Here is a 24,591-nt window from a genome sequence, read left to right on the forward strand (position 1 = left end):
AAAAGAAATTCTAAAAATGTCATTTTTATCATTTTTTTATCATTTTTGTTAAAATAGAAAGATAAAACCTACACTTTTTTAATGTTAATTATGAATACCAAATATTATTTTTATGTAAACTTTTAACAATTTACACGAAAAACAAAATTTACGTTTTTCAAATTTTAGGTTTTTACGAATGAATTAAAAAGGGAATTAAGTTTCTCTTCATTCTTGATTATATTTTCTAAAAACAATCTCAAAAATGAGAAATCCACAAATCTATAATTCATTTTAACATTCACTTCCATTCTATATTTTTCGCGTCGAAATCAATGATTAAAACTCATAAAAAAACCGAAGCTTTTAAACTTCGGTTTTTATTTATTTTTTAGAACAAGAAAAACTATCTTGTTACGCCTTGACTAGCTATCCAATCTGAATATTTCTTTGCATTTACATTATGTTCAGCTAACGTAGAAGCAAATTCATGATATCCAAAACGCTCAACACTCGCACAGAAATAAATATAATCGTTCTTTTCAGGATTTAAAACTGCTTCAAGTGCTGTAATATCAGGCATTGCAATTGGCCCAGGAGGAAGTCCAACATTCACGTAAGTGTTATATGGAGATTTCATAATTAAATCATTATAAAAAACTCTTTTTATAACCTGATCAAAGTTATTATCTCTAAGTTTTAAAGCATAAATAACGGTTGGATCTGCTTGTAATGGCATTTCTAAACGCAAACGATTCAAATAAACTCCTGCAATTCGAGGTCTTTCGTCTTTCTTTACAGATTCTTTATGAACTATAGAAGCTAAGATCGTAGCCTGAACTGGCGTTAATCCTTGCTTTTTGGCTTTTTCGATTCTTTCTGCAGTCCAGAAATTATGGTATTCCTTGATCATTTTATCACGGAACTTCTCTGCAGAAGTATTCCAGTAAATCTCATATGTATTTGGAATAAACATCGCAAAAACATTGTCTTCATTGAAACCATTTGTAGCCAGGAAAGTTGAATCTTTAAAAGCTTTCATTAATGATAAACTATCTGCTTCGATCTCAGAACCAACTCTTCCGGCAAAATTCTCTAAACGCTCCTGATTATTAAACGCTAATTTTACAGGAACATTTGAACGCATTGCACGAACCAAATCGATATTATTCATGTCTTTTTTAAGCAAGAAACGACCTGATTTTACATTTTCAGGATAGCTTCTTTTATTAGCAACCATTTCAAAATTCTCAAAGTTTTTGACATATGGTTCTAATATTTTTTTGACATCAGCATAATTAGCTCCTGTTGGAACATATACATATAATTCTTTTTCCTCGAATTTAGTATTAGCGCTGAAAATTTGACTAATTAAAACAAATCCGTAAATCATTAGGGCTGAAATTACGGCTACAGCAGTTATTGTGATTATTTTTTTTAGGCTCAAAGTGTAAATTTTAAATTTGTTTGTTAATTAATTGAAACATTGCTTCGTCTTGATAGTGGTTATTTAGCAAAATCCAATCTTTTTTAATTCCTATTTTCTCAAAGCCAAATTTAGTAAAAAGAGCTATACTTGCTACATTTCCTACAGCAATATTTGCATACAATTGATGTAAATTTAAATTATGAAAAGAATACTTAATTAAAAGTTCTAATGCTTCAGAACCTACATTTTGTCTTTTATTCTCTTCTTTTTGGATAACAATTCCAATTCCTGCCTTGTTATTTTTAGGATCAAACTCAAATAAATCAATCAATCCGATAGCTGGAAAATCTACATCCTGACAAATTGCCAAACGAAGTTGTTTAGCCTCATAAATATCCTGCTGCGCATTTTCGAGATATTGCCTAACTAAAAAACGACTGTAAGGTGTTTGTGTGTTACTAACTTCCCAAATACTTTCGTCATTTTCCATTGCATAAACAAACTCTAAATCATTAGGTTCTAAAGCACGCAGGTAAATATTTTCTCCTTTGAGTGTAATCATTTTGGAATTTTAATTTGTCTTCGACTCCGCTCAGACTGACATCATTGATTAAATTTCTATTGTTCCTTTAAAAACAAATTTTGCTGGTCCGGTCAAGAAAACATTAGTAAAATGATCTCCAATTTTATCAAAAGAAACTACAAGTTTTCCGCCTTCAACATTTAAATTAATTGAAGTTTTATCGGTTTCTCCAATCGCATTCATTGCAATTGCAACTGCCGTTGCGCCAGTTCCGCAAGCTAAAGTTTCGTCTTCTACGCCTCTTTCGTAAGTACGAAGCGAAAAAGTACTGTCGTCAACTTTCTTTACAAAATTAACATTACTTCCTTTTTCTCCATACAATTCACCATAACGAATTGCAGCGCCATTGTCTTTTACATTATAATGTTCTAAATCTTCAACAATCTGAACATGATGTGGTGAACCTGTATTTAAAAATGTGTATGAATCCTTCTTTTGTACTTCATCAACATCGATCATTTGTAACGAAATAATAGCATCGTCACCTACAGAAGCATGATGCAAACCATCTGTTGCAATAAAGGTTGTTTTGTTCTCGATAACTCCCAATTGATTAGCGAAAGCTACAAGACAACGACCACCATTTCCGCACATCGAACTTTGGTTTCCATCTGAATTATAATAGAACATTTTGAAGTCAGTTTCAGAGTCATTTTCTAACAAAATAAGTCCGTCAGCTCCAATACCAAAACGTCTGTCACACAGACGCTCAATTAATTTAATGTCTTCTTTTGGAAAGAAATTTGAACGATTATCAATCATTACAAAATCGTTTCCGGTACCTTGATATTTATAAAATTCTATTTGCATTTTTTTTACATTAGTAACACAAAAGTACGAACAAATAATTAATGAAATGTTAATCAATGTTAAAGAGCGTTAAACCACTTTACAACGGCTTTTTTTTGATATATTTTTACTTAAAATAACCTAAACATAGATAGTAATTATGAAAAGATTTTCAACCTTATTTTTAGTTTCACTCCTAAGCGGTGCTACTACCCTTGGTGCTTACAAGTTATTATTTGAAAGCAACAATTCTTTTTTTGGAAGAGGAAATTCTGTTGTTACTCTTGCCCCCGATTCTTTTGGTAAAAATGTTGGTTTAGCTGCCGAAACAGTCGATTTTACAGCTGCCGCAGATAAGACAGTTCATACGGTTGTTCACGTAAAAAATGTTTCGCGAAGAACGGTTAGTAATCCTATGATGGAATTTTTCTATGGTTATGGAGGCACACAACAACAAGAGCAAGTTGGTACCGGATCAGGAGTCATCATTTCTGAAGACGGATATATTGTGACCAATAATCATGTAATTAAGGATGCGACGGAAATCGAAATTACGTTAAATAATAAAAAATCATATCCTGCAAAACTTATTGGTACGGATTCTAAAATGGATATCGCGTTACTAAAAATTAATGCAGACGAAAAACTTCCTTATACTGCTTTTGCTAATTCTGATAATGTAAAAGTTGGCGAATGGGTTTTGGCAGTTGGCAATCCGTATAACTTGACTTCGACAGTAACTGCCGGAATTGTTTCGGCGAAAGCCAGAAATTTAGATGCAAAAGGAATTCAGTCTTTTATTCAAACTGATGCTGCTGTAAACCCAGGAAATAGCGGCGGTGCTTTGGTAAATACAAGAGGTGAATTGATTGGTATTAATACCATGATTTCGTCAATGACTGGTTCTTATGTTGGATATTCATTTGCTGTTCCTTCTAATATTGCTCGAAAAATAATTGAAGATATTATGGAATTTGGTAATGTTCAAAGAGGAATTTTGGGGGTTGAAGGCGGCGAACTAAATAGTACTGCTTCAAAAGAACTAGGTATTGCAGAAACACAAGGTTTTTATATTAGTAAAGTTTCTAAAAATTCAGGTGCCGAAAAAGCGGGTCTTGCAAAAGGTGATATTATTGTAAAACTTGATGAACAAAATATTGCTACTTATGCTGATCTTTCGGGTTACATTAATACAAAACGTCCAAACGATGTTGTTAAAGTAACTTATATAAAAGACGGAAAAACGAAATCTGTTCCTGTAACATTAAGCAAAAATGAATTTTACAGTACGGAATTTAAAGGAATCGAATTGGAAAATATCGATGCTTCTGATAGAAAGAAATTCAGAATTGATTATGGTGTAAAAATCAAAAACATCAATAATGAAAATCTTATGCAATATCAAAACGAATTACAAGGCAATATTATTTTGAGTATTGACAATGTAAAAGCAACGAATATCGAGACCGTTTCTAAACTTTTAAGTAAAAAAGACGAAGGACAAAGTGTACGTCTTGAAATGATAAATAAAAATGGAGAAATTCTTAGAATTATCATTTAAAAACAGTCTTTGTTTTCTGTTGAAATTTTCAGTCAATCTGAGCTAAAATTTAAAAACTTCGACTAAAAAAACTTCAAAATTAACAATTCAAAAAGCCATTCTGGAAAACAGGGTGGCTTTTTTATTTTCAAAAATAAATCACAAAATTGTTTACGAAATCGATTGAAATGGATACTTTTGCGCAAAATTAAAAAATATTTGTGTTTTTCTTTTTTCAATTTAATCAATTATGAGCAAAAAAACGTTGTACCAAAAAGAGGTATCATTACAAGTCGACCGAAGAAGAGCTGGTGTCGAATTAATCAAAATCATAAGCGATTTATGGTATGATAAATCCATAGAAATGGTTTTATTCAAAAATCAATTATTGGATAAAAATGTCAGCGATATTATTAATTTACATCAATACGCAGGCGAATTTGTAGGTAAACCAATTACTATTTTTGACTCGGTTGAAATTGCAAGAGTTGTTCTTTCGCTAGATCTTCCACCGGCAAAATTAGACCTTGGAAAACTTACTTATGAATATCGTTTAGAAGATGAAAAATATCCGGATGCAAGATATTTTGTTTTGGATAAACTAAAAAAGGCCAAATCATCTGAAGAAATTCAACCTAAGGATGTTGTTTTATATGGCTTTGGCAGAATTGGACGTATATTAGCAAGAGAGCTAATGTCTAAAACCGGAAAAGGAAATCAATTGCGTTTGAGAGCAATTGTTTTACGCGATAAAAGTGATGCATCAAGTTTAGAGAAACGAGCTTCTCTATTACGATACGACTCTATTCACGGTGATTTTCAAGGATCTGTAATTGCTGACCCAAAAAATAATGCTTTGATCATTAACGGAACAACTGTTCATATCATTACAGCAAACTCTCCAGAAGAAATTAACTATACACAATACGGAATCAATGACGCTTTAGTTATTGATAACACAGGCGCTTTTACTACTGAAGAAGCTCTAAAAAGACATTTAACATCGCAAGGTGTTAGCAAAGTTTTATTGACTGCTCCCGGAAAGGGGATTCCAAATATTGTACATGGTGTAAATCATAATGAATATAATCCTGACGAAATTGATATTTTCTCAGCAGCTTCATGCACTACAAATGCCATTACACCTGTTTTAAAAGCAATTGAAGATACTTTAGGTGTTGTCAAAGGACATTTGGAAACTATTCATGCTTATACAAATGACCAAAATTTGGTTGATAACATGCATAAAAAATATCGTCGTGGCAGAGCAGCGGCTTTAAATATGGTGATTACCGAAACTGGCGCCGGAAGCGCAGTTGCAAAGGCATTACCATCTTTAGAAGGTAAATTAACTTCGAATGCTATTCGCGTTCCTGTTCCGAATGGATCTTTAGTTGTCTTGAATTTAGAAGTTAAGAAAGCAACTTCAATTCCTGCAATTAATAAAATCATGAAAAAATATGCCCTTGAAGGCGAATTGGTAGAACAAATTAAATATTCATTGAATAATGAATTAGTTTCTTCTGATATTGTTGGAACTTCTGCACCTTCAATTTATGATAGTAATGCTACAATTGTTTCTAAAGATGGAAAAAACATTGTGCTTTATATCTGGTATGATAACGAATATGGCTATAGTCATCAAGTAATTCGTTTAGCAAAGTATATTGCCAAAGTAAGACGTTATACTTACTATTAATATAAGACCAAAATCAACTATTCTTAAAACCATCAAGTTCTCTTGGTGGTTTTTTGTTTTTATTTAAATCGGTAAAACGGTAGTACTCTTAACTTCTGAAATAACAAAAACCGTATTAATAAGAGAGACTTCGGGCAAAATTGATAATTTCTTTTGATGAAAATGGTGGTAACTTTCCATGTCCGGAATGATAATCTTGAGCATATAATCAAAATTTCCTGAAACATAATTACACTCAACAACTTCTGGTAAATTCAAAATTGACTGATTAAATCCTTCCGAGGTATCATAAGTCTGTTTTGTTAATGTAACCTGACAATAAACAGTCAGATTATTACCTAATTTCTTCTTATTTAAAATCGAAACATATTTCTCTATAACACCCTCTTTTTCAAGACGTTTAACACGATCATGAACAGGAGTTAACGATAGATTAATCTTGTTTGCGATGTCTTTTAAAGTGTAGTGCGCATTTTCCTGTAAAAGTCGTAAGATTTTTTTGTCTATTTCATCTAAAGCCATAACGAAAGCGTTTTCTATGAGTACTAAAATTTAGTCATTTTTTCTTTTTGAGGAAGTAAAATTGATCTCAAAAAGAATAATTTTCTGTAAAAGTATGAAATAAAATAATATTTTCTTATTTAATAAGCCAATATCAATAATATATTCTCTATCAGTAGATTTGTAAAACAATTTACAAAAAACTAAAAAAATATAACAAAATGATAATAGGCGTTCCAAAAGAAATTAAGAATAATGAGAATCGTGTAGCATTAACTCCAGCTGGTGTTTCTGAAATGAAAAAACATGGCCATACAGTTTATGTACAAGCAACTGCTGGTTTAGGAAGTGGATTTGCTGATGACGAATACGCAAATGCTGGTGCTGTAGTTCTTGGAACTATTGAAGAAGTTTATGCTATTGCTGAGATGATTATTAAGGTAAAAGAGCCAATCGCTTCTGAATATCCATTAATCAAAAAAGATCAATTATTATTTACTTATTTTCACTTCGCTTCATCTGAACCATTAACTCACGCAATGCTTGAGAAAGGTGCTGTATGTTTAGCATACGAAACTGTTGAAAAAACGGATCGTAGTTTACCATTATTAGTTCCGATGTCAGAAGTTGCTGGTCGTATGGCTATTCAACAAGGAGCAAAATATCTTGAAAAACCATTAAAAGGAAGAGGAATCCTTTTAGGAGGTGTTCCAGGTGTTCCACCAGCAAAAGTATTAGTATTAGGTGGAGGAATTGTAGGAACTCAAGCTGCAAAAATGGCTGCTGGTTTAGGCGCTCAAGTAACAATTATGGATTTAAGCTTGCCTCGTTTACGTCATTTAGATGATATCATGCCTGCAAATGTAAACACAGAAATGTCTAACCACTATAATATCACAAGAGCAATTAAAGATGCTGATTTAATTGTTGGAGCTGTTTTGATTCCAGGAGCAAAAGCACCTCACTTAATCACTCGCGATATGCTTAAATTAATGCGTCCGGGAACTGTTGTTGTTGACGTAGCTGTTGATCAAGGTGGTTGTATTGAAACTTGCACTCCTACAACTCACGAAAATCCAACTTTTATCATTGATGATATCGTTCACTACTGTGTGGCTAACATGCCAGGTGCAGTACCTTATACATCTACATTAGCTTTAACAAATGCTACTTTACCTTATGCAGTACAATTAGCTAATAAAGGATGGGAAAAAGCTTGTAATGAGAATGAAGAATTGAAAAAAGGATTAAATATTGCAAACGGAAAAATTCTTTACAAAGGAGTTGCTGAAGCTTGGAATCTTCCTTTTAATGAAGAATTAGTGTTAGCAAACGCATAGTGTTAACATTAAAATAAGTGCTTACTAAATAAACACTACTTAAAAGGCTTTTCTTAATTGAAAAGCCTTTTTTAAAGCATAAAAAAAGCCTGTCATGAATATGACAGGCTTTTACTTTATATGAAATAAAGAGAACTATTTTTTCTCGCTTTTCTCGCTTTTATCATTTTTCTCATCCAAAACTTCTTGCAATACTTTTGCTTCAGTACCATTAGGGAAAGTAACTTTAATTTTTTGAGCAATTGTTGGAGCGATCTCTGTTATTGCTTTTTTATGATATGATTCTCCTTTTTTAATATGCCATCCGTAAAAAATAGCCGGCACATGAGTATCATAACTATAAGGTGTTCCGTGTGATGTCCCTGTAGTTGAATATTCTATATCTCCAGGCTTATCAATAATTATCATATCACCATCCTGAGTTACGTCATATCCTTTTGCAACAAAATTTAAGTAATAATCATTTCCAGAATTTGCTAAAATTTCTTCCTCAGTATATACTCTTTTAACTTGAGGCTGTGTAATTAAAAACTCTTTAAAAGCTTGCTTAACTTTTACAAGCTCTAAACCTTTCTCTTTAATAATTTGTTTATTGAAGAAAATATTAAAGTTCGAATAATTTAAAATCAAATCAACGCCAAATGTCTTTACAGAGAAATCTTGCAAGCTCTTCTTAACATCTTTTGAAGGATAATTATCAACATTATATTTATGATCTTTCAGATAGATTACATTTTCAGCACCAGCATGATCAGCTGTCAGGAATAAAAGATAGTTCCCTTTACCAACTGTTGTATCCAAATAAATCAAAAAGTCAGCAATAGTTTGATCCAGTCTCAAATAAGTATCCTGAAGTTCCATAGATCGTGGTCCTAGTAAGTGACCTACATAATCTGTAGAAGAGAAACTAACAGTTAAGAAATCAGTAATATTATCTTTACCTAATTCTTCTTTTTCAATAGCTTTTTTAGCAAATTCCGCTAATAAATCATTCCCAAAAGGAGTAGCTCTTAAAACTCCTGCATCATTCTTCTCATACATACTTTTTAAATTATATGGAAAAACTGGAGCAGCACTTCCGTACAACTTTCCTTCATATGGATTGTTATCTGGTAAACTTTCATTGTAAGTTGAAGCTGGCTTATACAAATCCCATCCTTTATTAATGTAAGGCATGTAATGTTTCTCATTATTAAACTCAGTAACCCAATCTGGTAATTTCTCACCATAAAATGTACTAGAAATAAAAGATCCCGTTTTACTATACCAAAAAGCCCAGTTTGCAAAGTGACCTGCCGGTAAAATTGCTCCACGATCTTTAAGGCTCATACCAATAACTTTTCCTTGAAAATTAGTAGCCATTCTTACTTCATCTGTAATAGTGGTACTTTGAAGGTTTTTTGGAGACATTGCGCCTTCTTCAACTGTTCCATCCCCTACAGTTTTTACAGATGCATCATCAGTACAATACATTTCTTTACCAAGAGTTCTACTAAACCATTCGTTACCTACAATTCCATGAGTCGAAGGAGTTGTACCTGTATAAATAGAAGCATGTCCAGGAGCAGTATAAGTTGGCATATAATTATAATGCATATTCTGAAAAGTATATCCATTATTCATCAATCTCTTAAATCCGTTTGGAGAAAAATCATCCGAAAACCGATATAAATATTCCATTTTCATTTGATCAACTACAATACCTACAACCAACTTAGGGCGCTGCTGAGCACTTAAATTTGAGATAACAAACAATGTCAACAATACAATACTTTTTTTCATACTTAAATTATAATATTTACACAAAAATACTGATTCACATTTTAAAAGGCTAACTCATGATAATTTAAAACACAAAATTGACTTTTATTTAACAGAAACTAGTTTTGAAAATTATTCAAATTCTATTTATGGCGTCCCCCTCCGGGTCGGGCTATCCGCTAAATCTTTTGTGATAGCGGTTTTGTAGAAAATAAGAAGTGCAGGTTATCACAAAAGGATATCGCTTCTATCCCTAACGCACTCTGAGGTAATAAGAAATTTATTTTTCAACAGAAAAAAAGAGCAGAATTAAAAAATGTTATAAACCAAAAAATCCTCATCAAGTAAATGATGAGGATTCTTAAAAGAAAGGCGACGACATACTCTCCCACATAACTGCAGTACCATCTGCGCAGGCGGGCTTAACTACTCTGTTCGGGATGGGAAGAGGTGAGCCCCGCCGCAATAACCACCTTAAGGTCGTTAGTTGCTTTAGGCAACTTTTTAATTGTTAATTGTCAATTATAAATTGTTAATTATCAATTAAAGAATATCTTAACATACTGAGATAAAGAAACATAAAAGTATTTAGAAAGTTTCTCCCCGCACCTTGCAGTGCGGGAAAAGGGTGTACATAAGCTTACGGATTATTAGTACTACTCGACTATGACATTACTGCCTTTACATCTATAGCCTATCAACGTGGTCATCTTCCACGATCCTTAAAAGAAATCTCATCTTGTGGTGGGTTTCGCGCTTATATGCTTTCAGCGCTTATCCCTTCCAAACGTAGCTACTCTGCGGTGCCCCTGGCGGGACAACAGATACACTAGAGGTTTGTCCAATTCGGTCCTCTCGTACTAGAATCAGATCCACTCAAATTTCTAACGCCCACAGTAGATAGAGACCGAACTGTCTCACGACGTTCTGAACCCAGCTCGCGTGCCACTTTAATGGGCGAACAGCCCAACCCTTGGGACCTTCTCCAGCCCCAGGATGTGACGAGCCGACATCGAGGTGCCAAACCCCCCCGTCGATATGAGCTCTTGGGGGAGATCAGCCTGTTATCCCCGGCGTACCTTTTATCCTTTGAGCGATGGCCCTTCCATGCGGAACCACCGGATCACTATGCTCTACTTTCGTACCTGATCGACCTGTATGTCTCTCAGTCAAGCTCCCTTATGCCATTGCACTCTACGCACGGTTACCAAGCGTACTGAGGGAACCTTTAGAAGCCTCCGTTACTCTTTTGGAGGCGACCACCCCAGTCAAACTACCCACCAAGCAATGTCCCCCACAATATGGGGTTAGGCCTCAGATAAACAAAGGGTTGTATTTCAACAATGACTCCACAACGCCTGGCGACGCCACTTCACAGTCTCCAACCTATCCTACACATCATTTATCCAAGGTCAATACTAAGCTATAGTAAAGGTGCACAGGGTCTTTTCGTCCCACTGCGGGTAAACGGCATCTTCACCGTTACTACAATTTCACCGAGCTCATGGCTGAGACAGTGTCCAGATCGTTACACCATTCGTGCAGGTCGGAACTTACCCGACAAGGAATTTCGCTACCTTAGGACCGTTATAGTTACGGCCGCCGTTTACTGGGGCTTCAATTCAATGCTTCTCCGAAGATAACATCTCCTCTTAACCTTCCAGCACCGGGCAGGTGTCAGGCCCTATACTTCATCTTACGATTTTGCAGAGCCCTGTGTTTTTGATAAACAGTCGCCTGGACCTCTTCACTGCGGCCAGCTTGCGCTGGCGACCTTTCTCCCGAAGTTACAGGTCTATTTTGCCTAATTCCTTAGCCATGAATCTCTCGAGCACCTTAGGATTCTCTCCTCAACTACCTGTGTCGGTTTACGGTACTGGTACTAATTACCTGAAGTTTAGAGGTTTTTCTTGGAAGCCCTTAGGCGCACTATCTCTTTGTCCGAAGACTCCGAGTACTATCGTATTTCCCCAAGATCTGTGGATTTGCCTGCAGATCTTATAGGTAGGTACTTCAACGAACTATTCCGTCAGTTCGCGGCGCTTTCATCACTCCGTCACCCCATCACAGTAATTAGTAGTACGGGAATATTAACCCGTTAGCCATCGACTGTCCCTTTCGGGTTCGCCTTAGGACCAGACTAACCCACAGCTGATTAGCATAGCTGTGGAAACCTTAGTTTTTCGGTGTGCGGGTTTCTCGCCCGCATTATCGTTACTTATGCCTACATTTTCTTTTCTAACCAGTCCAGCATACCTTACGATACACCTTCAACCCTGTTAGAATGCTCCCCTACCACTTACAGTAAACTGTAAATCCATAGCTTCGGTAATACGCTTATGCCCGATTATTATCCATGCTCGTCCGCTCGACTAGTGAGCTGTTACGCACTCTTTAAATGAATGGCTGCTTCCAAGCCAACATCCTAGCTGTCTGGGCAGACAAACCTCGTTCTTTCAACTTAGCGTATATTTGGGGACCTTAGCTGATGGTCTGGGTTCTTTCCCTCTCGGACTTGGACCTTAGCACCCAAGCCCTCACTGTTATGAAACATTATATAGCATTCGGAGTTTGTCAGGAATTGGTAGGCGGTGAAGCCCCCGCATCCAATCAGTAGCTCTACCTCTATATAACTTTATGCATAACGCTGCACCTAAATGCATTTCGGGGAGTACGAGCTATTTCCGAGTTTGATTGGCCTTTCACCCCTACCCACAGGTCATCCGAAGACTTTTCAACGTCAACCGGTTCGGTCCTCCACTGTGTGTTACCACAGCTTCAACCTGCCCATGGGTAGATCACACGGTTTCGCGTCTAACACTACTGACTAAAGCGCCCTATTCAGACTCGCTTTCGCTACGGATCCGTGGCTTAACCACTTAACCTTGCCAGCAACGTTAACTCGTAGGCTCATTATGCAAAAGGCACGCCGTCACCCCACGAAAGGGCTCCGACCGCTTGTAAGCGTATGGTTTCAGGATCTATTTCACTCCGTTATTCACGGTTCTTTTCACCTTTCCCTCACGGTACTGGTTCACTATCGGTCTCTCAGGAGTATTTAGCCTTAGCGGATGGTCCCGCCAAATTCAGACAGGGTTTCACGTGCCCCGCCCTACTCAGGATCCCACTATCTATTATACTTGTTACCCATACGGGACTATCACCCTCTATGGTGTCACTTTCCAGTAACTTCCGGTTCCTTGTACATAAAATGTCGTGGTCCTACAACCCCAACAATGCCGTAACATCATTGGTTTGGGCTAATCCGCGTTCGCTCGCCACTACTTACGGAATCACTTTTGTTTTCTTCTCCTCCGCCTACTTAGATGTTTCAGTTCAGCGGGTTTGCCCACCTATCGGTGTACTATGTCTTCAACATAGTGGGTTGCCCCATTCAGGTATCTACGGATCAATCGGTGTGTGCCCGTCCCCGTAGCTTTTCGCAGCTTATCACGCCTTTCATCGCCTCTGAGAGCCTAGGCATCCCCCATACGCCCTTATTTTGCTTATTGTACCAATCATAAAATTAATTATGACCGTTTTTTTTTGCTTTTTACAATAAATTGTAAAAAACGCTTTCTACTTTTTATTATTTTCTTATCTCAATATGTCAATGAACTTTTATTTACTATCTTCACAGTAAATCAGTGGAGAATAACGGAGTCGAACCGTTGACCTCCTGCGTGCAAGGCAGGCGCTCTAGCCAGCTGAGCTAATCCCCCTTTTTAATTAAAAATTAAAAATCGTGAATTAAAAATTATGAACTTTTGATCCTAAATCTTTCAACTTCTAAAATTTCCTTTTTCTAAGCATACAGTCTTTTTAATTTATTTGCTTCTTATAATTTACAATTCATAATTTATAATTAACAATTTAAAAAGTAGTCCCGGGCAGACTCGAACTGCCGACCCCTACATTATCAGTGTAGTACTCTAACCAGCTGAGCTACGAGACTCTGTTTTACTTAAAATTTATTATTTGAACTAACAGCAAGAGTAATTGAATCTGGTGATTCAGAACCTTCTAAATAAACATCTTTTTTCCTCAACGTGTGTTTCCACTAACATTTGAGGCTCTAGAAAGGAGGTGTTCCAGCCGCACCTTCCGGTACGGCTACCTTGTTACGACTTAGCCCTAGTTACCAGTTTTACCCTAGGCAGCTCCTTGCGGTCACCGACTTCAGGCACCCCCAGCTTCCATGGCTTGACGGGCGGTGTGTACAAGGCCCGGGAACGTATTCACCGGATCATGGCTGATATCCGATTACTAGCGATTCCAGCTTCACGGAGTCGAGTTGCAGACTCCGATCCGAACTGTGACCGGTTTTATAGATTCGCTCCTGGTCGCCCAGTGGCTGCTCTCTGTACCGGCCATTGTAGCACGTGTGTAGCCCAAGGCGTAAGGGCCGTGATGATTTGACGTCATCCCCACCTTCCTCACAGTTTGCACTGGCAGTCTTGTTAGAGTTCCCGACATGACTCGCTGGCAACTAACAACAGGGGTTGCGCTCGTTATAGGACTTAACCTGACACCTCACGGCACGAGCTGACGACAACCATGCAGCACCTTGTAATTTGTCTTGCGAAAGATCTGTTTCCAAACCGGTCAAACTACATTTAAGCCTTGGTAAGGTTCCTCGCGTATCATCGAATTAAACCACATGCTCCACCGCTTGTGCGGGCCCCCGTCAATTCCTTTGAGTTTCATTCTTGCGAACGTACTCCCCAGGTGGGATACTTATCACTTTCGCTTAGCCACTGAAATTGCTTCCAACAGCTAGTATCCATCGTTTACGGCGTGGACTACCAGGGTATCTAATCCTGTTCGCTACCCACGCTTTCGTCCATCAGCGTCAATCCATTAGTAGTAACCTGCCTTCGCAATTGGTATTCCATGTAATCTCTAAGCATTTCACCGCTACACTACATATTCTAGTTACTTCCTAATAATTCAAGTTTAACAGTATCAATGGCCGTTCCACCGTTGAGCGATGGGCTTTCACCACTGACTTATTAAACCGCCTACGGACCCTTTAAACCCAATGATTCCGGATAACGCTTGGATCCTCCGTATTACCGCGGCTGCTGGCACGGAGTTAGCCGATCCTTATTCTTACGATACCGTCAAGCTGCTTCACGAAGCAGTGTTTCTTCTCGTATAAAAGCAGTTTACAATCCATAGGACCGTCATCCTGCACGCGGCATGGCTGGATCAGGCTTGCGCCCATTGTCCAATATTCCTCACTGCTGCCTCCCGTAGGAGTCTGGTCCGTGTCTCAGTACCAGTGTGGGGGATCTCCCTCTCAGGACCCCTACCCATCGTAGCCTTGGTAAGCCGTTACCTTACCAACTAGCTAATGGGACGCATGCTCATCTTTTACCGTTGTGACTTTAATTATAAAATGATGCCATTTCATAATACTATGAGGTATTAATCCAAATTTCTCTGGGCTATCCCTCTGTAAAAGGTAGATTGCATACGCGTTACGCACCCGTGCGCCGGTCTCTAATTCCGAAGAAATATACCCCTCGACTTGCATGTGTTAAGCCTGCCGCTAGCGTTCATCCTGAGCCAGGATCAAACTCTTCATCGTATATTTTAATATTATATTGCGATGATATCTATCGGTTCTTTTCAAATCTCTCGATTCTATTACTCTTATTCTTTTGTTTTAACATCTCTGTTAAAACGGCTGTCAATTCAATATGTCTACGAACGTGTATTTCTTTTTCTTTTCGCTTGTCTCTCAAAGCGGGTGCAAAAGTAGAAAACTTATTTCTAACTGGCAAATGTTTTTTGAAGTTTTTTTTAAGAAAATTTTCGTCTCTTTTAACTTCTTTATTTACCAATCTTTCAATGAACTTTCCGTGTTTTGCGGGGTGCAAATGTAATATCCCTTTTCGAATCTCACAAGCTTTTTTTAATCTTTTTTGAAAATAAATTTTCAATTTCAATTCCTTTGCTTGTCAGTATTTCTGTGAACGTCTATCGCTGTTGCGGGTGCAAAAATACACTCTTTATTCGCTTCTGCAAGCTTTTATTTTACTTATTTTTAATCTTTTTTATAACTGACTGGTTTAGCGTTTTTTAGCAGCGAAAGTTTTTTTGAGGTTTTCCCGTTTTTGAGCAATTGGAGCCATTTTACCGCAAAGAGGCTAAGTTTTTCTTCTCTGGATTTGTTTGCCAAAGATCGCAAAGCTGGATTTTTCCTTGACTTTATAGCTCGCAATCCCGATAGCTACCGGGAGCAAAGGCGTTAAGTTTTTGTTTTTGAAATGTATTTTTCTGTTTTACGCCCTGTCTTTCCTTTAGAATCCTCTGCCCTAGCCCCGATAGTAGTGGGAATCCTTTTGCTTTTTCCTTTAAAAAGCAAAAGATTGGAGCGGATAGCGGGAAATAGCTCCTGATGCTTATGTAAATTCTAAATCTGAAAATCCAAATTCCAAAACGAAAAGCTTCTTATGAACCTTCGGCTCGCTCAGCTCGACAAAAACCCTCCTTATATATAGGTGTCAAAAATAAACCTGACAGTCCCGATCCCGAAGTTTCGGGACGGGATAAAAACCTGTCGGGTTGCCGAGTGATATTCTTCCTTATATATAAGGAGTGTGAATTTCTACTTATATATGTATGCTTGCTACAGAAGCTTATTAAACTATATTATTACCTACTTATAGAGTACGAATAAATACATCTGAAAATAATTATGAAATTTTGTCTTACATATTATAGTATAAACATGAATATATGTATTGTATGTATTTCTGTAATGCGTTATATTTGCATTCACAAAATTATAAACAATGATTAAGATTACTTTACCCGATGGGTCAATTAGAGAGTTTGCTTCGGGCGTAACTCCGATGGAGGTTGCTAAAAGCATTAGTGAAGGATTTGCAAGAAACGTGATTTCGGCATCTTTTAATGGTACAACAATAGAAACCGAAACTCCATTGACGACCGACGGTAGTCTTATTTTATATACTTGGAATGATGCGGAAGGCAAGAAAGCTTTTTGGCACTCAACTTCGCACGTAATGGCGCAAGCGCTTGAGGAACTATATCCTGGAATTAAATTAACTCTTGGACCTGCAATTGCTAACGGTTTCTACTATGATGTTGATTTTGAAGATCAGAAGATTGTTGAAGCTGATTTTAAAAAGATCGAAGATCGTGTTCTTGAAATTTCAAGAGAAAAACACGAATTTAAAATGCGTCCGGTTAGTAAAGCTGATGCTTTGGCAATGTACAAAGACAACGTTTACAAGACTGAATTGATTTCGAATCTTGAAGACGGAACTATTACGTTTTGTGATCATGCAACTTTTACTGATTTATGTAGAGGTGGACATATTCCAAATACCGGAATTATCAAGGCTTTTAAAATTATGAGCGTTGCTGGTGCTTACTGGAGAGGTGACGAAAAGAACAAACAGCTAACTCGTGTTTACGGAACTTCTTTCCCTAAACAAAAGGATTTGACTGAATACCTTGAACTTCTTGAAGAAGCTAAACGTCGTGATCACCGTAAATTAGGTAAAGAACTTGAATTGTTTGCTTTCTCTCAGAAAGTTGGACAAGGTTTACCATTATGGCTACCTAAAGGTGCTGCACTTAGAGATCGTTTGGAGCAATTTTTAAAGAGAGCTCAAAAGAAAGCTGGATATGAGCAAGTAGTTACTCCACATATTGGTCAAAAGGAACTTTATGTTACTTCTGGTCACTATGCAAAATATGGTGCTGATAGTTTTCAGCCGATACATACTCCTGCAGAAGGTGAAGAGTTTTTATTGAAACCTATGAACTGCCCTCACCACTGTGAAATCTATAACGTGAGACCTTGGTCATATAAAGATTTACCTAAGCGTTATGCTGAATTTGGTACTGTATATAGATATGAGCAATCTGGTGAATTGCACGGTTTGACTCGTGTTAGAGGGTTTACTCAGGATGATGCACATATTTTTTGTACTCCGGAGCAATTAGATGAGGAATTCAAAAAAGTAATTGACCTTGTATTATATGTATTTGGTTCGTTAGGTTTTGAAAACTTTACTGCTCAAATTTCATTGAGAGATAAAGAGAACAGAGATAAATATATTGGTACTGATGAAAACTGGGAGAAAGCTGAAAATGCGATTATCAATGCTGCAGCTGACAAAGGATTGAATACCGTTGTTGAATATGGCGAGGCTGCTTTTTATGGTCCAAAGCTTGACTTTATGGTTAAGGATGCTTTAGGAAGACAATGGCAATTGGGAACTATTCAGGTTGATTATAACCTTCCAGAGCGTTTTGAATTGACTTACAAAGGTGCTGATAATGAATTACATCGCCCTGTTATGATTCACAGAGCTCCTTTTGGATCTATGGAACGTTTTATAGCAATTTTACTAGAACATACCGCAGGAAATTTCCCACTTTGGCTAATGCCGGAACAAGCTATAATCTTGTCTTTGAGCGAGAAATACGAAATATATGCTAAAAAAGTTTTAGATTTGCTAGAAAATCACGAAATTCGCGCCCTAATTGACAACCGAAACGAAACTATTGGTAAGAAAATTAGAGATGCAGAAATGCAGAAAACACCGTTTATGCTTATTGTAGGTGAGGAAGAGGAGAAAAACGGAACTATTTCGATCCGTCGTCACGGGCAAGAAGGAAAAGGGAATATTACAGTTACAATTGATGAATTTGTCGCTATTGTAAACGAAGAAATAAAAAAGACATTAAAAGTTTTTACAGTTTAACTTAAATTATAAAGTCATAGCAATAAGAAGCAACAGAGGTTACCAACCTCGAGTAGAAAAAAAAGATGCACACAGAATAAACAATAATATTCGTGGTGTACAAGAAGTAAGATTAGTAGGCGAAAACATCGAACCAGGTGTATTTAAGCTTGCAGAAGCTTTACGTTTAGCAGATCAATTTGAATTGGATTTGGTTGAAATTTCACCAAACGCTGAACCGCCGGTTTGTAAAATCATGGATTACAAGAAATTTGTTTACGAACAAAAGAAACGTGATAAGGTTTTAAAAGCTAAGTCTACGCAAGTTGTAGTAAAAGAAATTAGATTTGGTCCTCAGACTGATGAGCATGATTATGAATTTAAAAGGAAAAATGCTGAAAAATTCCTGAAAGAGGGTGCTAAGTTAAAAGCGTTCGTTTTCTTTAAAGGTCGTTCTATCATATATAAAGATCAGGGACAGATTTTATTACTACGTTTGGCAACAGATTTAGAAGAACATGGTAAAGTAGAAGCTATGCCAGTTTTGGAAGGTAAGAGAATGATTATGTTCATTGCTCCGAAGAAAAAGAAATAAGTCTTAAAGTTACAAGTCTTAAAGTCGAAAGTCATAAACTGACTTTTGACTTTTGACATTTAAACTTTCAGACCAAAATATAAGTAAGTAAGAATAAATTAAAACACTAGGAAAAATGCCTAAAATGAAAACAAAATCTAGCGCCAAGAAACGTTTCAAAGTTACTGGTTCTGGAAAGATTAAAAGAAAGCATGCTTTTAAAAGTCACATCTTGACTAAAAAATCTAAAAAACGTAAATTAGCTTTGACACACTCAGCGCTAGTTCACTCTACAGATATGAAAAGCATCAAACAACAATTAAGAATTATCTAATAATTCTTTAGGTTAAACAATTATTTATATAACCTTGGAGTATGGCCATTAAGTTCCTTTGATTTAATTCAGGACGCCTGCTACAAAAACACATTAAAATTATGCCAAGATCGGTAAATTCAGTTGCTAAAAGAGCAAGAAGAAAAAAAATAATGAAGCAAGCCAAAGGTTTCTTTGGTAGACGTAAAAACGTTTGGACAGTTGCTAAGAATGCAGTAGAGAAAGCAATGTGCTACGCTTACCGCGATAGAAAACAAAACAAAAGAAATTTCCGTGCTTTATGGATTCAACGTATCAACGCTGGAGCTAGATTAGAAGGAATGTCTTATTCTCAATTCATGGGGAAAGTAAAAGCTAATGGAATCGAATTGAACCGTAAAGTTCTTGCAGATTTAGCTATGAACCACCCTGAAGCTTTCAAAGCAATACTTAATAAAGTAAAATAAACGTTTTATAAACTCAATTTAGATTACTTACTTATCATAGAAAAGCCATTCGTTACGACGAGTGGCTTTTTGCTTTTAGATCTGTTCCTAAAACAGATATTTTTAGAAATTGAATTTAAAAAGTACATTTGTATAAACGATTATCTTCATGTTTACAGCACTCTTTCAGCATATAGAAAAATTTATACCATTAGAACCTTCAGAAATTGATACTCTGGAATCTTGCTTAAGTTTATCTTATATTAAAAAGAAAGATCACGTTCTAAAAGAAGGCCAGGTTTGTGATACGATGTATTTTATTGTAAAAGGATGTATGCGCCAGTATATTATTAACTCCAGAGGAAGTGAGCAAACGCTTCAGTTTGGGATTGAAAACTGGTGGATTACAGATTACTTAAGTTATCACAACCATGTTCCATCACATTTTTATATTCAGGCTGTTGAAAACACTGAAGTTATTGCAATAGAAAAATCTGTTCTTGAATCTTTATTAGTTGAGATTCCAAAGCTGGAACGTTATTTTAGAATCGTATCTCAGAAATCATTTGGTGCTGCACAAATGCGAATTAAGTTTTTGTTCACTATGTCGGCAGAAGAGAGATACCATCATTTTAATAATTTTTATCCTGAGTTTGTGCAACGTGTTCCACAATATATGCTTGCCTCCTATCTTGATTTCTCTGCAGAATTTATGAGTAAAATTAGAGCTGGAAAGATCTAAATTCATTTCTTGAAGTACTTCAAGTTTTTTAAGTTAAAGATGCCAGACCTTTGTATCAAACTTTTAAAAACAATCAAAATGAAATCAAGAATCGTCATCCCAACAGTTGCTCCAGAAGCTTATCAAGCATTAATGAATTTAGAAAAATACATTTCTACTACTTCATTAACTCCTGTTCATAAAGAACTAATTAAAATTCGTGCGTCGCAAATAAATGGTTGTGCTTATTGTATTAATATGCATACTGCTGACGGCAGAAAACACGGAATCACAGAGCAAAAAATATACTTATTAAATGCATGGCGTGAAGCTGATGTTTATACTGAAGAAGAAAAAGCAATTTTAGCCTTAACAGAACAAGTAACTTTGATTACAAACCATATTTCTGACGAGGTTTATCAAAACGCTGCAAATCTATTTGATGATAAATATCTTGCTGAAATTATCCTGTTAATCATTACTATTAATTCATGGAACAGATTAGCAATAGCAACAGGAATGAGAGCTGTATAAACAATATAATTAACATCTGTAAATTCTCAAGAAAACCTTCGTAATGAAGGTTTTTCTTGTATATACTACTAGACAAGAGCAAGATACCAAAGAATTAAGCAAACACACAAAATACCGTATTTATACTCTTTTTTAAAAGCTAAAAATAGTTATTTTTGACGCATGATACCAAAAAGATTGCGCTCACCTCTATATATAATCTTCACTTTTCTATTTTTTTTATCTTGCCAAGAAAAGGATTCTAAAATTCCTCAACAAAAAAACACAACAGTCGAAGTTCAAAAAGCAATTACTACTGCCGATACATTCTTTAATAACAATAAATTAGATAGTGCTTTTTACTACTATAATAAGGCAAAATTCATTTGTAATCCAATAACCAATGCTGACTATTATGTAACTACATTAAATCGCATGGCTGAAATTCAGCAAATGCATGCAGATTATGCAGGAAGCGAAACTACTCTCACAGAAGTCTTTCCGTTTTTAAAATATGCAAAAAAAACTCCTCAGATATGGAATTCTTATGTTATTCAAAGCATCAACTACTTGAATACTTATGACTATAACAAAGCAATATTATACAATCAAAAAGCTTTAGAACTAAAAACAGAAGAATGGCGTAAACTCATTGCCAAAAACAATATAGCTGTTATATTGATGGAAGAAGGAAAATACAAAGAAGCTCTTTCAATTTTCCTGTCTTTAATATCAAAGAAGGAATTAATTAATGATACTATATTTCAGGGAAGAGCCTTAGATAATATTGGTTTTTGTTACTTCAAAACTAATGATTCAGTCAAAGCTCTTGACTTTCTCAACAAAAGTCTACACCTCAGAAAAAAGACTAACAATCCTTTTGACTTAGGAAAAAGTTATATGCATTTTGCAAAATTCTACGAAAAAAGCAATCCCTCGCTGGCAAAGAAATATATGCTTCTTAGTTATGAAAAATTTAGTTCTATAAATAATACTGACGAAAAATTATCTTCTTTAAAGTTAATAATCACAAATAGTACTAATAAAGAACTAAAGAAGTACTCAACAATCTATGTTAATCTTGTCGATAGCGTCTTTGAAATAAGGCAAAAAGCAAAAAACCAATTTGCTAAAATTAAATACGATTCCAAAAAAGAAAAAAACGAAAACTTAAAACTCAAGACACATAAAGTAGAAAATGAATTACAGTTAGAAAGACAAAAAAACAAAAATATTATCTCGTATATAATTATTGTTTTAAGTCTAAGTCTAATTTTAGTACTCTATTTCTATTTAACTTCTAGAGGAAATCGTGAAAAAATTGAAGCTACGTACAAGAGTGAAACACGCATTGCAAAAAAATTACATGATGAACTCGCTAACGATATTTACCATACGATGGCTTTTGCAGAAAGTAAAAACCTTTCGCTAGCAGAAAACAAAGAACAATTATTGAACAATCTGGATATAATATATTTAAGAACGAGAGATATTTCTAAAGAAAGCAGCCCAATTGTAACTTCGGAAAAATATATACTCCATCTAAAAGAAATGATTTCTGGCTTCAACACTCCTCATATTAATTTACTAGTGAATGGTCTGGAAAGTATTCCATGGAATGAAATTGAAAAGAATAAAAAGGTAACAATATATCGAGTATTACAAGAATTACTTGTAAATATGAAAAAATACAGCAATGCTACTTTGGTGGGCATTACTTTTAAAATGACCTACAATAATGTTGTAATAACTTATACCGATAACGGAAAGGGTATTGACCTTAATACAATAATATTTAAAAACGGACTGCATAACGTTGAAAACAGGATTCTGGCAATTAAAGGAATAATTGATATTGATTCTGCTCCGGAAAAGGGATTTAAAGTTTTTATTAAATTTCCTGTTTAGTAATGAAAAGACAATTACATTTCATTCCGAACAAAACAATCTTAAGGCATCTTATACTGATACAATTTCTATTATTAGGAGGTTCTATAGTATTATTTCAATCTTATAAAAATGAAAATCCTACAAAAGATAATGCAACAGAAATAAAAAGACTTACAGATATCGCAGATGTTTTATTTGACTCAAACCAATTAGAAAGATCTTATGTTTATTTCAACAAAGTCAAAACACTTTGTAATCCTAAAACAAATACTATAGATTACGTTTATGCACTTACTTGTATGGCCGATATTAAAAATTACCAAGGTGATTTTATTACCAGTGAAGCAAATGCAACTGAAACCCTACCCTATTTAAAAAATATTAAAAATCCCAGATACGCATCGAATGTATATAATTTGTTAGGGATCAATTACAGTTGTACATATGATTATAACAACGCAATTTTATACTATAAGAAAAGTCTAGCTTTAAAAACAAAAATATCAAGAAAGTATATGGCTTTAAATAATATAGCTGTAACTTATATGAATCAGGCTAAATATGAAGAAGCCAAGAAAATTCTTGACATACTAGCAACCCAAAAAAAAACCTCAAAAGATGAAACCATAAGCAATAACAACTATTCTTATGTAATAGATAATCTAGGTTATTGCTACTATAAGTTGGGAGATTCTAAAAAAGCGTATACTTATCTTCACTCCGCTTTAGAAATTAGATTAAAACTTCCACCTCAAAACATGTTAATCCCTAGTTACCAACATCTTTCTGATTTTTTCGCAAAAACCAACACTAAATTAGCGAAAACATACGCAGAAAAAGCATATGAAGAAGCATCAAAAATAAACGATATACATGGAATGACTTCCTCGTTAACCTTACTAGTCAAAAATAGTGAAGGAAGTGACTTAAAAAAATACACATTAAATTATATCAAAATCTCAGACAGTACTAATGTAGCAAGGCAAAAAGCAAAGAATCAGTTTTCTAACATGAGGTATACTTCCAAAAAAGATAAAACTGAAAACCTACAACTTAAAGTTCAAAAAGCAGAAAATGAATTAGAAATAGAGAAAGAAAAGAAAAGGAACATAATTCTATATGTTATAATATTATTTATACTTGCACTACTTACATTTCTTTATTTTTATTTGACCTACAAAGCGAGAAAAGAAAAAAATGAAGCTGTTTATAACAGCGAAATGCAAATATCTAAAAAACTTCATGATGAACTTGCAAATGATGTTTATGAAACACTGTCTTTTGCTAATGAAAAAGATCTCGAACTTAGAGAAAATAAAGACAAACTATTAAAAAACCTGAATATAATATACTCTCGAACGAGAGATATTTCAAAAGAAAACAGCACAATTGTAACCAACGGGAATTATAATATTGCCTTAAAAGAAATGATTTCAAGTTTTAATACTTCTAATATTAATATACTTTTGAATGGTCTGGAAAGTATTTCATGGAATGAAGTTGAAGACACCAAAAAGGTAACTATTTATAGGGTATTACAAGAATTACTTGTAAACATGAAAAAATACAGCAATGCCACTTTGATTGGTATTACTTTTAAAAAGACCAATAATAATGTTTCAATAACTTATATCGATAACGGAAAAGGTATTGATCTTAATACAATAACATTTAAAAATGGACTTCATAATGTTGAAAATAGAATCTTAGCAATTAAAGGAATAGTCGATATTGATTCTGCTCCAGAGAAGGGATTTAAAGTTTTTATTAAATTCCCTATCTAA

Annotated in this window: 16 protein-coding genes, 2 tRNA genes and 3 rRNA genes; 11 read left to right on the forward strand and 10 right to left on the reverse strand. The window is 35.2% G+C overall.

Annotation, left to right across the window (positions count from 1 at the left end; genetic code table 11):
* Window positions 1-385: 385 nt before the first annotated feature.
* From mltG to dapF, 3 genes are read right to left on the reverse strand one after another with little or no spacing between them, the layout of a single operon-like run.
* Window positions 386-1,426 carry an endolytic transglycosylase MltG gene (gene mltG, locus CLU81_RS07290; protein ID WP_099709222.1) on the reverse strand — a complete coding sequence of 347 codons (1,041 nt, stop codon included), beginning with the start codon at window positions 1,424-1,426 and terminating at the stop codon, window positions 386-388.
* 10 nt (window positions 1,427-1,436) lie between these two features.
* Window positions 1,437-1,970: a GNAT family N-acetyltransferase gene (locus CLU81_RS07295; RefSeq protein WP_099709223.1), complete on the reverse strand. Its 534-nt coding sequence runs from the start codon at window positions 1,968-1,970 to the stop codon at window positions 1,437-1,439.
* Between the two features lie 48 nt (window positions 1,971-2,018).
* Window positions 2,019-2,801: a diaminopimelate epimerase gene (dapF, locus tag CLU81_RS07300; RefSeq protein WP_099709224.1), complete on the reverse strand. Its 783-nt coding sequence runs from the start codon at window positions 2,799-2,801 to the stop codon at window positions 2,019-2,021.
* Between the two features lie 139 nt (window positions 2,802-2,940).
* On the opposite strand from dapF, the gene CLU81_RS07305 reads away from it, so the two are divergent.
* Together CLU81_RS07305 and CLU81_RS07310 are read left to right on the forward strand one after the other, a co-directional pair.
* The gene (locus CLU81_RS07305) at window positions 2,941-4,341 is read left to right on the forward strand and encodes a trypsin-like peptidase domain-containing protein (RefSeq protein ID WP_099709225.1); all 1,401 of its coding nucleotides are present in this window, start codon (window positions 2,941-2,943) and stop codon (window positions 4,339-4,341) included.
* A 229-nt stretch (window positions 4,342-4,570) separates the two neighbouring features.
* Window positions 4,571-6,019, forward strand: a complete 1,449-nt coding sequence (locus tag CLU81_RS07310) for a glyceraldehyde-3-phosphate dehydrogenase (RefSeq protein ID WP_099709226.1) — start codon at window positions 4,571-4,573, stop codon at window positions 6,017-6,019.
* A 63-nt stretch (window positions 6,020-6,082) separates the two neighbouring features.
* Here the strand turns inward: CLU81_RS07310 and CLU81_RS07315 are convergent, their stop codons facing one another.
* Window positions 6,083-6,541 (reverse strand): Lrp/AsnC family transcriptional regulator, encoded by a 459-nt coding sequence (locus tag CLU81_RS07315; protein ID WP_041516998.1) that lies wholly within the window; start codon window positions 6,539-6,541, stop codon window positions 6,083-6,085.
* A 200-nt stretch (window positions 6,542-6,741) separates the two neighbouring features.
* Here CLU81_RS07315 and ald point away from each other — a divergent pair, with 200 nt between their 5' ends.
* Complete coding sequence (gene ald / locus CLU81_RS07320; RefSeq protein WP_099709227.1) at window positions 6,742-7,860, forward strand: alanine dehydrogenase; 1,119 nt, start codon at window positions 6,742-6,744, stop codon at window positions 7,858-7,860.
* Between the two features lie 135 nt (window positions 7,861-7,995).
* On the opposite strand, the gene pafA is transcribed toward ald, so the two are convergent.
* The 6 genes from pafA to CLU81_RS07350 form a co-directional block, all read right to left on the reverse strand.
* Window positions 7,996-9,642: an alkaline phosphatase PafA gene (gene pafA / locus CLU81_RS07325; protein ID WP_099709228.1), complete on the reverse strand. Its 1,647-nt coding sequence runs from the start codon at window positions 9,640-9,642 to the stop codon at window positions 7,996-7,998.
* A gap of 346 nt (window positions 9,643-9,988) precedes the next feature.
* A 5S ribosomal RNA gene (rrf, locus tag CLU81_RS07330) occupies window positions 9,989-10,098 on the reverse strand.
* A 153-nt stretch (window positions 10,099-10,251) separates the two neighbouring features.
* A 23S ribosomal RNA gene (locus CLU81_RS07335) occupies window positions 10,252-13,133 on the reverse strand.
* A gap of 136 nt (window positions 13,134-13,269) precedes the next feature.
* A tRNA-Ala gene (locus CLU81_RS07340) sits at window positions 13,270-13,343 on the reverse strand.
* Window positions 13,344-13,502: 159 nt separating this feature from the next.
* Window positions 13,503-13,576: transfer RNA gene (locus CLU81_RS07345), tRNA-Ile, on the reverse strand.
* A gap of 124 nt (window positions 13,577-13,700) precedes the next feature.
* Window positions 13,701-15,214: ribosomal RNA gene (locus CLU81_RS07350) — 16S ribosomal RNA — on the reverse strand.
* Together the 16S, 23S and 5S rRNA genes with 2 tRNA genes alongside form the textbook arrangement of a ribosomal RNA operon.
* A gap of 1,210 nt (window positions 15,215-16,424) precedes the next feature.
* Between CLU81_RS07350 and thrS the strand changes: the two genes are divergently transcribed.
* From thrS to CLU81_RS07395, 8 genes are all read left to right on the forward strand, one after another.
* Window positions 16,425-18,371, forward strand: coding sequence for a threonine--tRNA ligase (gene thrS, locus CLU81_RS07360; protein WP_099709230.1), 1,947 nt, complete (start codon window positions 16,425-16,427; stop codon window positions 18,369-18,371).
* A gap of 22 nt (window positions 18,372-18,393) precedes the next feature.
* A complete protein-coding gene (gene infC, locus CLU81_RS07365; protein WP_072974136.1) occupies window positions 18,394-18,945 on the forward strand; it encodes a translation initiation factor IF-3 in 552 nt (183 codons plus the stop codon).
* 115 nt (window positions 18,946-19,060) lie between these two features.
* The gene (gene rpmI, locus CLU81_RS07370) at window positions 19,061-19,258 is read left to right on the forward strand and encodes a 50S ribosomal protein L35 (RefSeq protein ID WP_007810722.1); all 198 of its coding nucleotides are present in this window, start codon (window positions 19,061-19,063) and stop codon (window positions 19,256-19,258) included.
* Window positions 19,259-19,359: 101 nt separating this feature from the next.
* Window positions 19,360-19,704, forward strand: coding sequence for a 50S ribosomal protein L20 (rplT, locus tag CLU81_RS07375; protein ID WP_007810721.1), 345 nt, complete (start codon window positions 19,360-19,362; stop codon window positions 19,702-19,704).
* Window positions 19,705-19,852: 148 nt separating this feature from the next.
* Window positions 19,853-20,425, forward strand: coding sequence for a Crp/Fnr family transcriptional regulator (locus CLU81_RS07380; RefSeq protein WP_099709231.1), 573 nt, complete (start codon window positions 19,853-19,855; stop codon window positions 20,423-20,425).
* 78 nt (window positions 20,426-20,503) lie between these two features.
* On the forward strand, window positions 20,504-20,938 hold the full coding sequence (locus CLU81_RS07385) for a carboxymuconolactone decarboxylase family protein (protein ID WP_099712696.1): 435 nt from the start codon (window positions 20,504-20,506) through the stop codon (window positions 20,936-20,938).
* A gap of 162 nt (window positions 20,939-21,100) precedes the next feature.
* Window positions 21,101-22,825 (forward strand): tetratricopeptide repeat-containing sensor histidine kinase, encoded by a 1,725-nt coding sequence (locus tag CLU81_RS07390; protein WP_144444480.1) that lies wholly within the window; start codon window positions 21,101-21,103, stop codon window positions 22,823-22,825.
* Window positions 22,826-22,827: 2 nt separating this feature from the next.
* Window positions 22,828-24,591: a tetratricopeptide repeat-containing sensor histidine kinase gene (locus tag CLU81_RS07395; protein ID WP_099709232.1), complete on the forward strand. Its 1,764-nt coding sequence runs from the start codon at window positions 22,828-22,830 to the stop codon at window positions 24,589-24,591.

The organism is Flavobacterium sp. 9 (assembly GCF_002754195.1).
Classification (GTDB): domain Bacteria; phylum Bacteroidota; class Bacteroidia; order Flavobacteriales; family Flavobacteriaceae; genus Flavobacterium.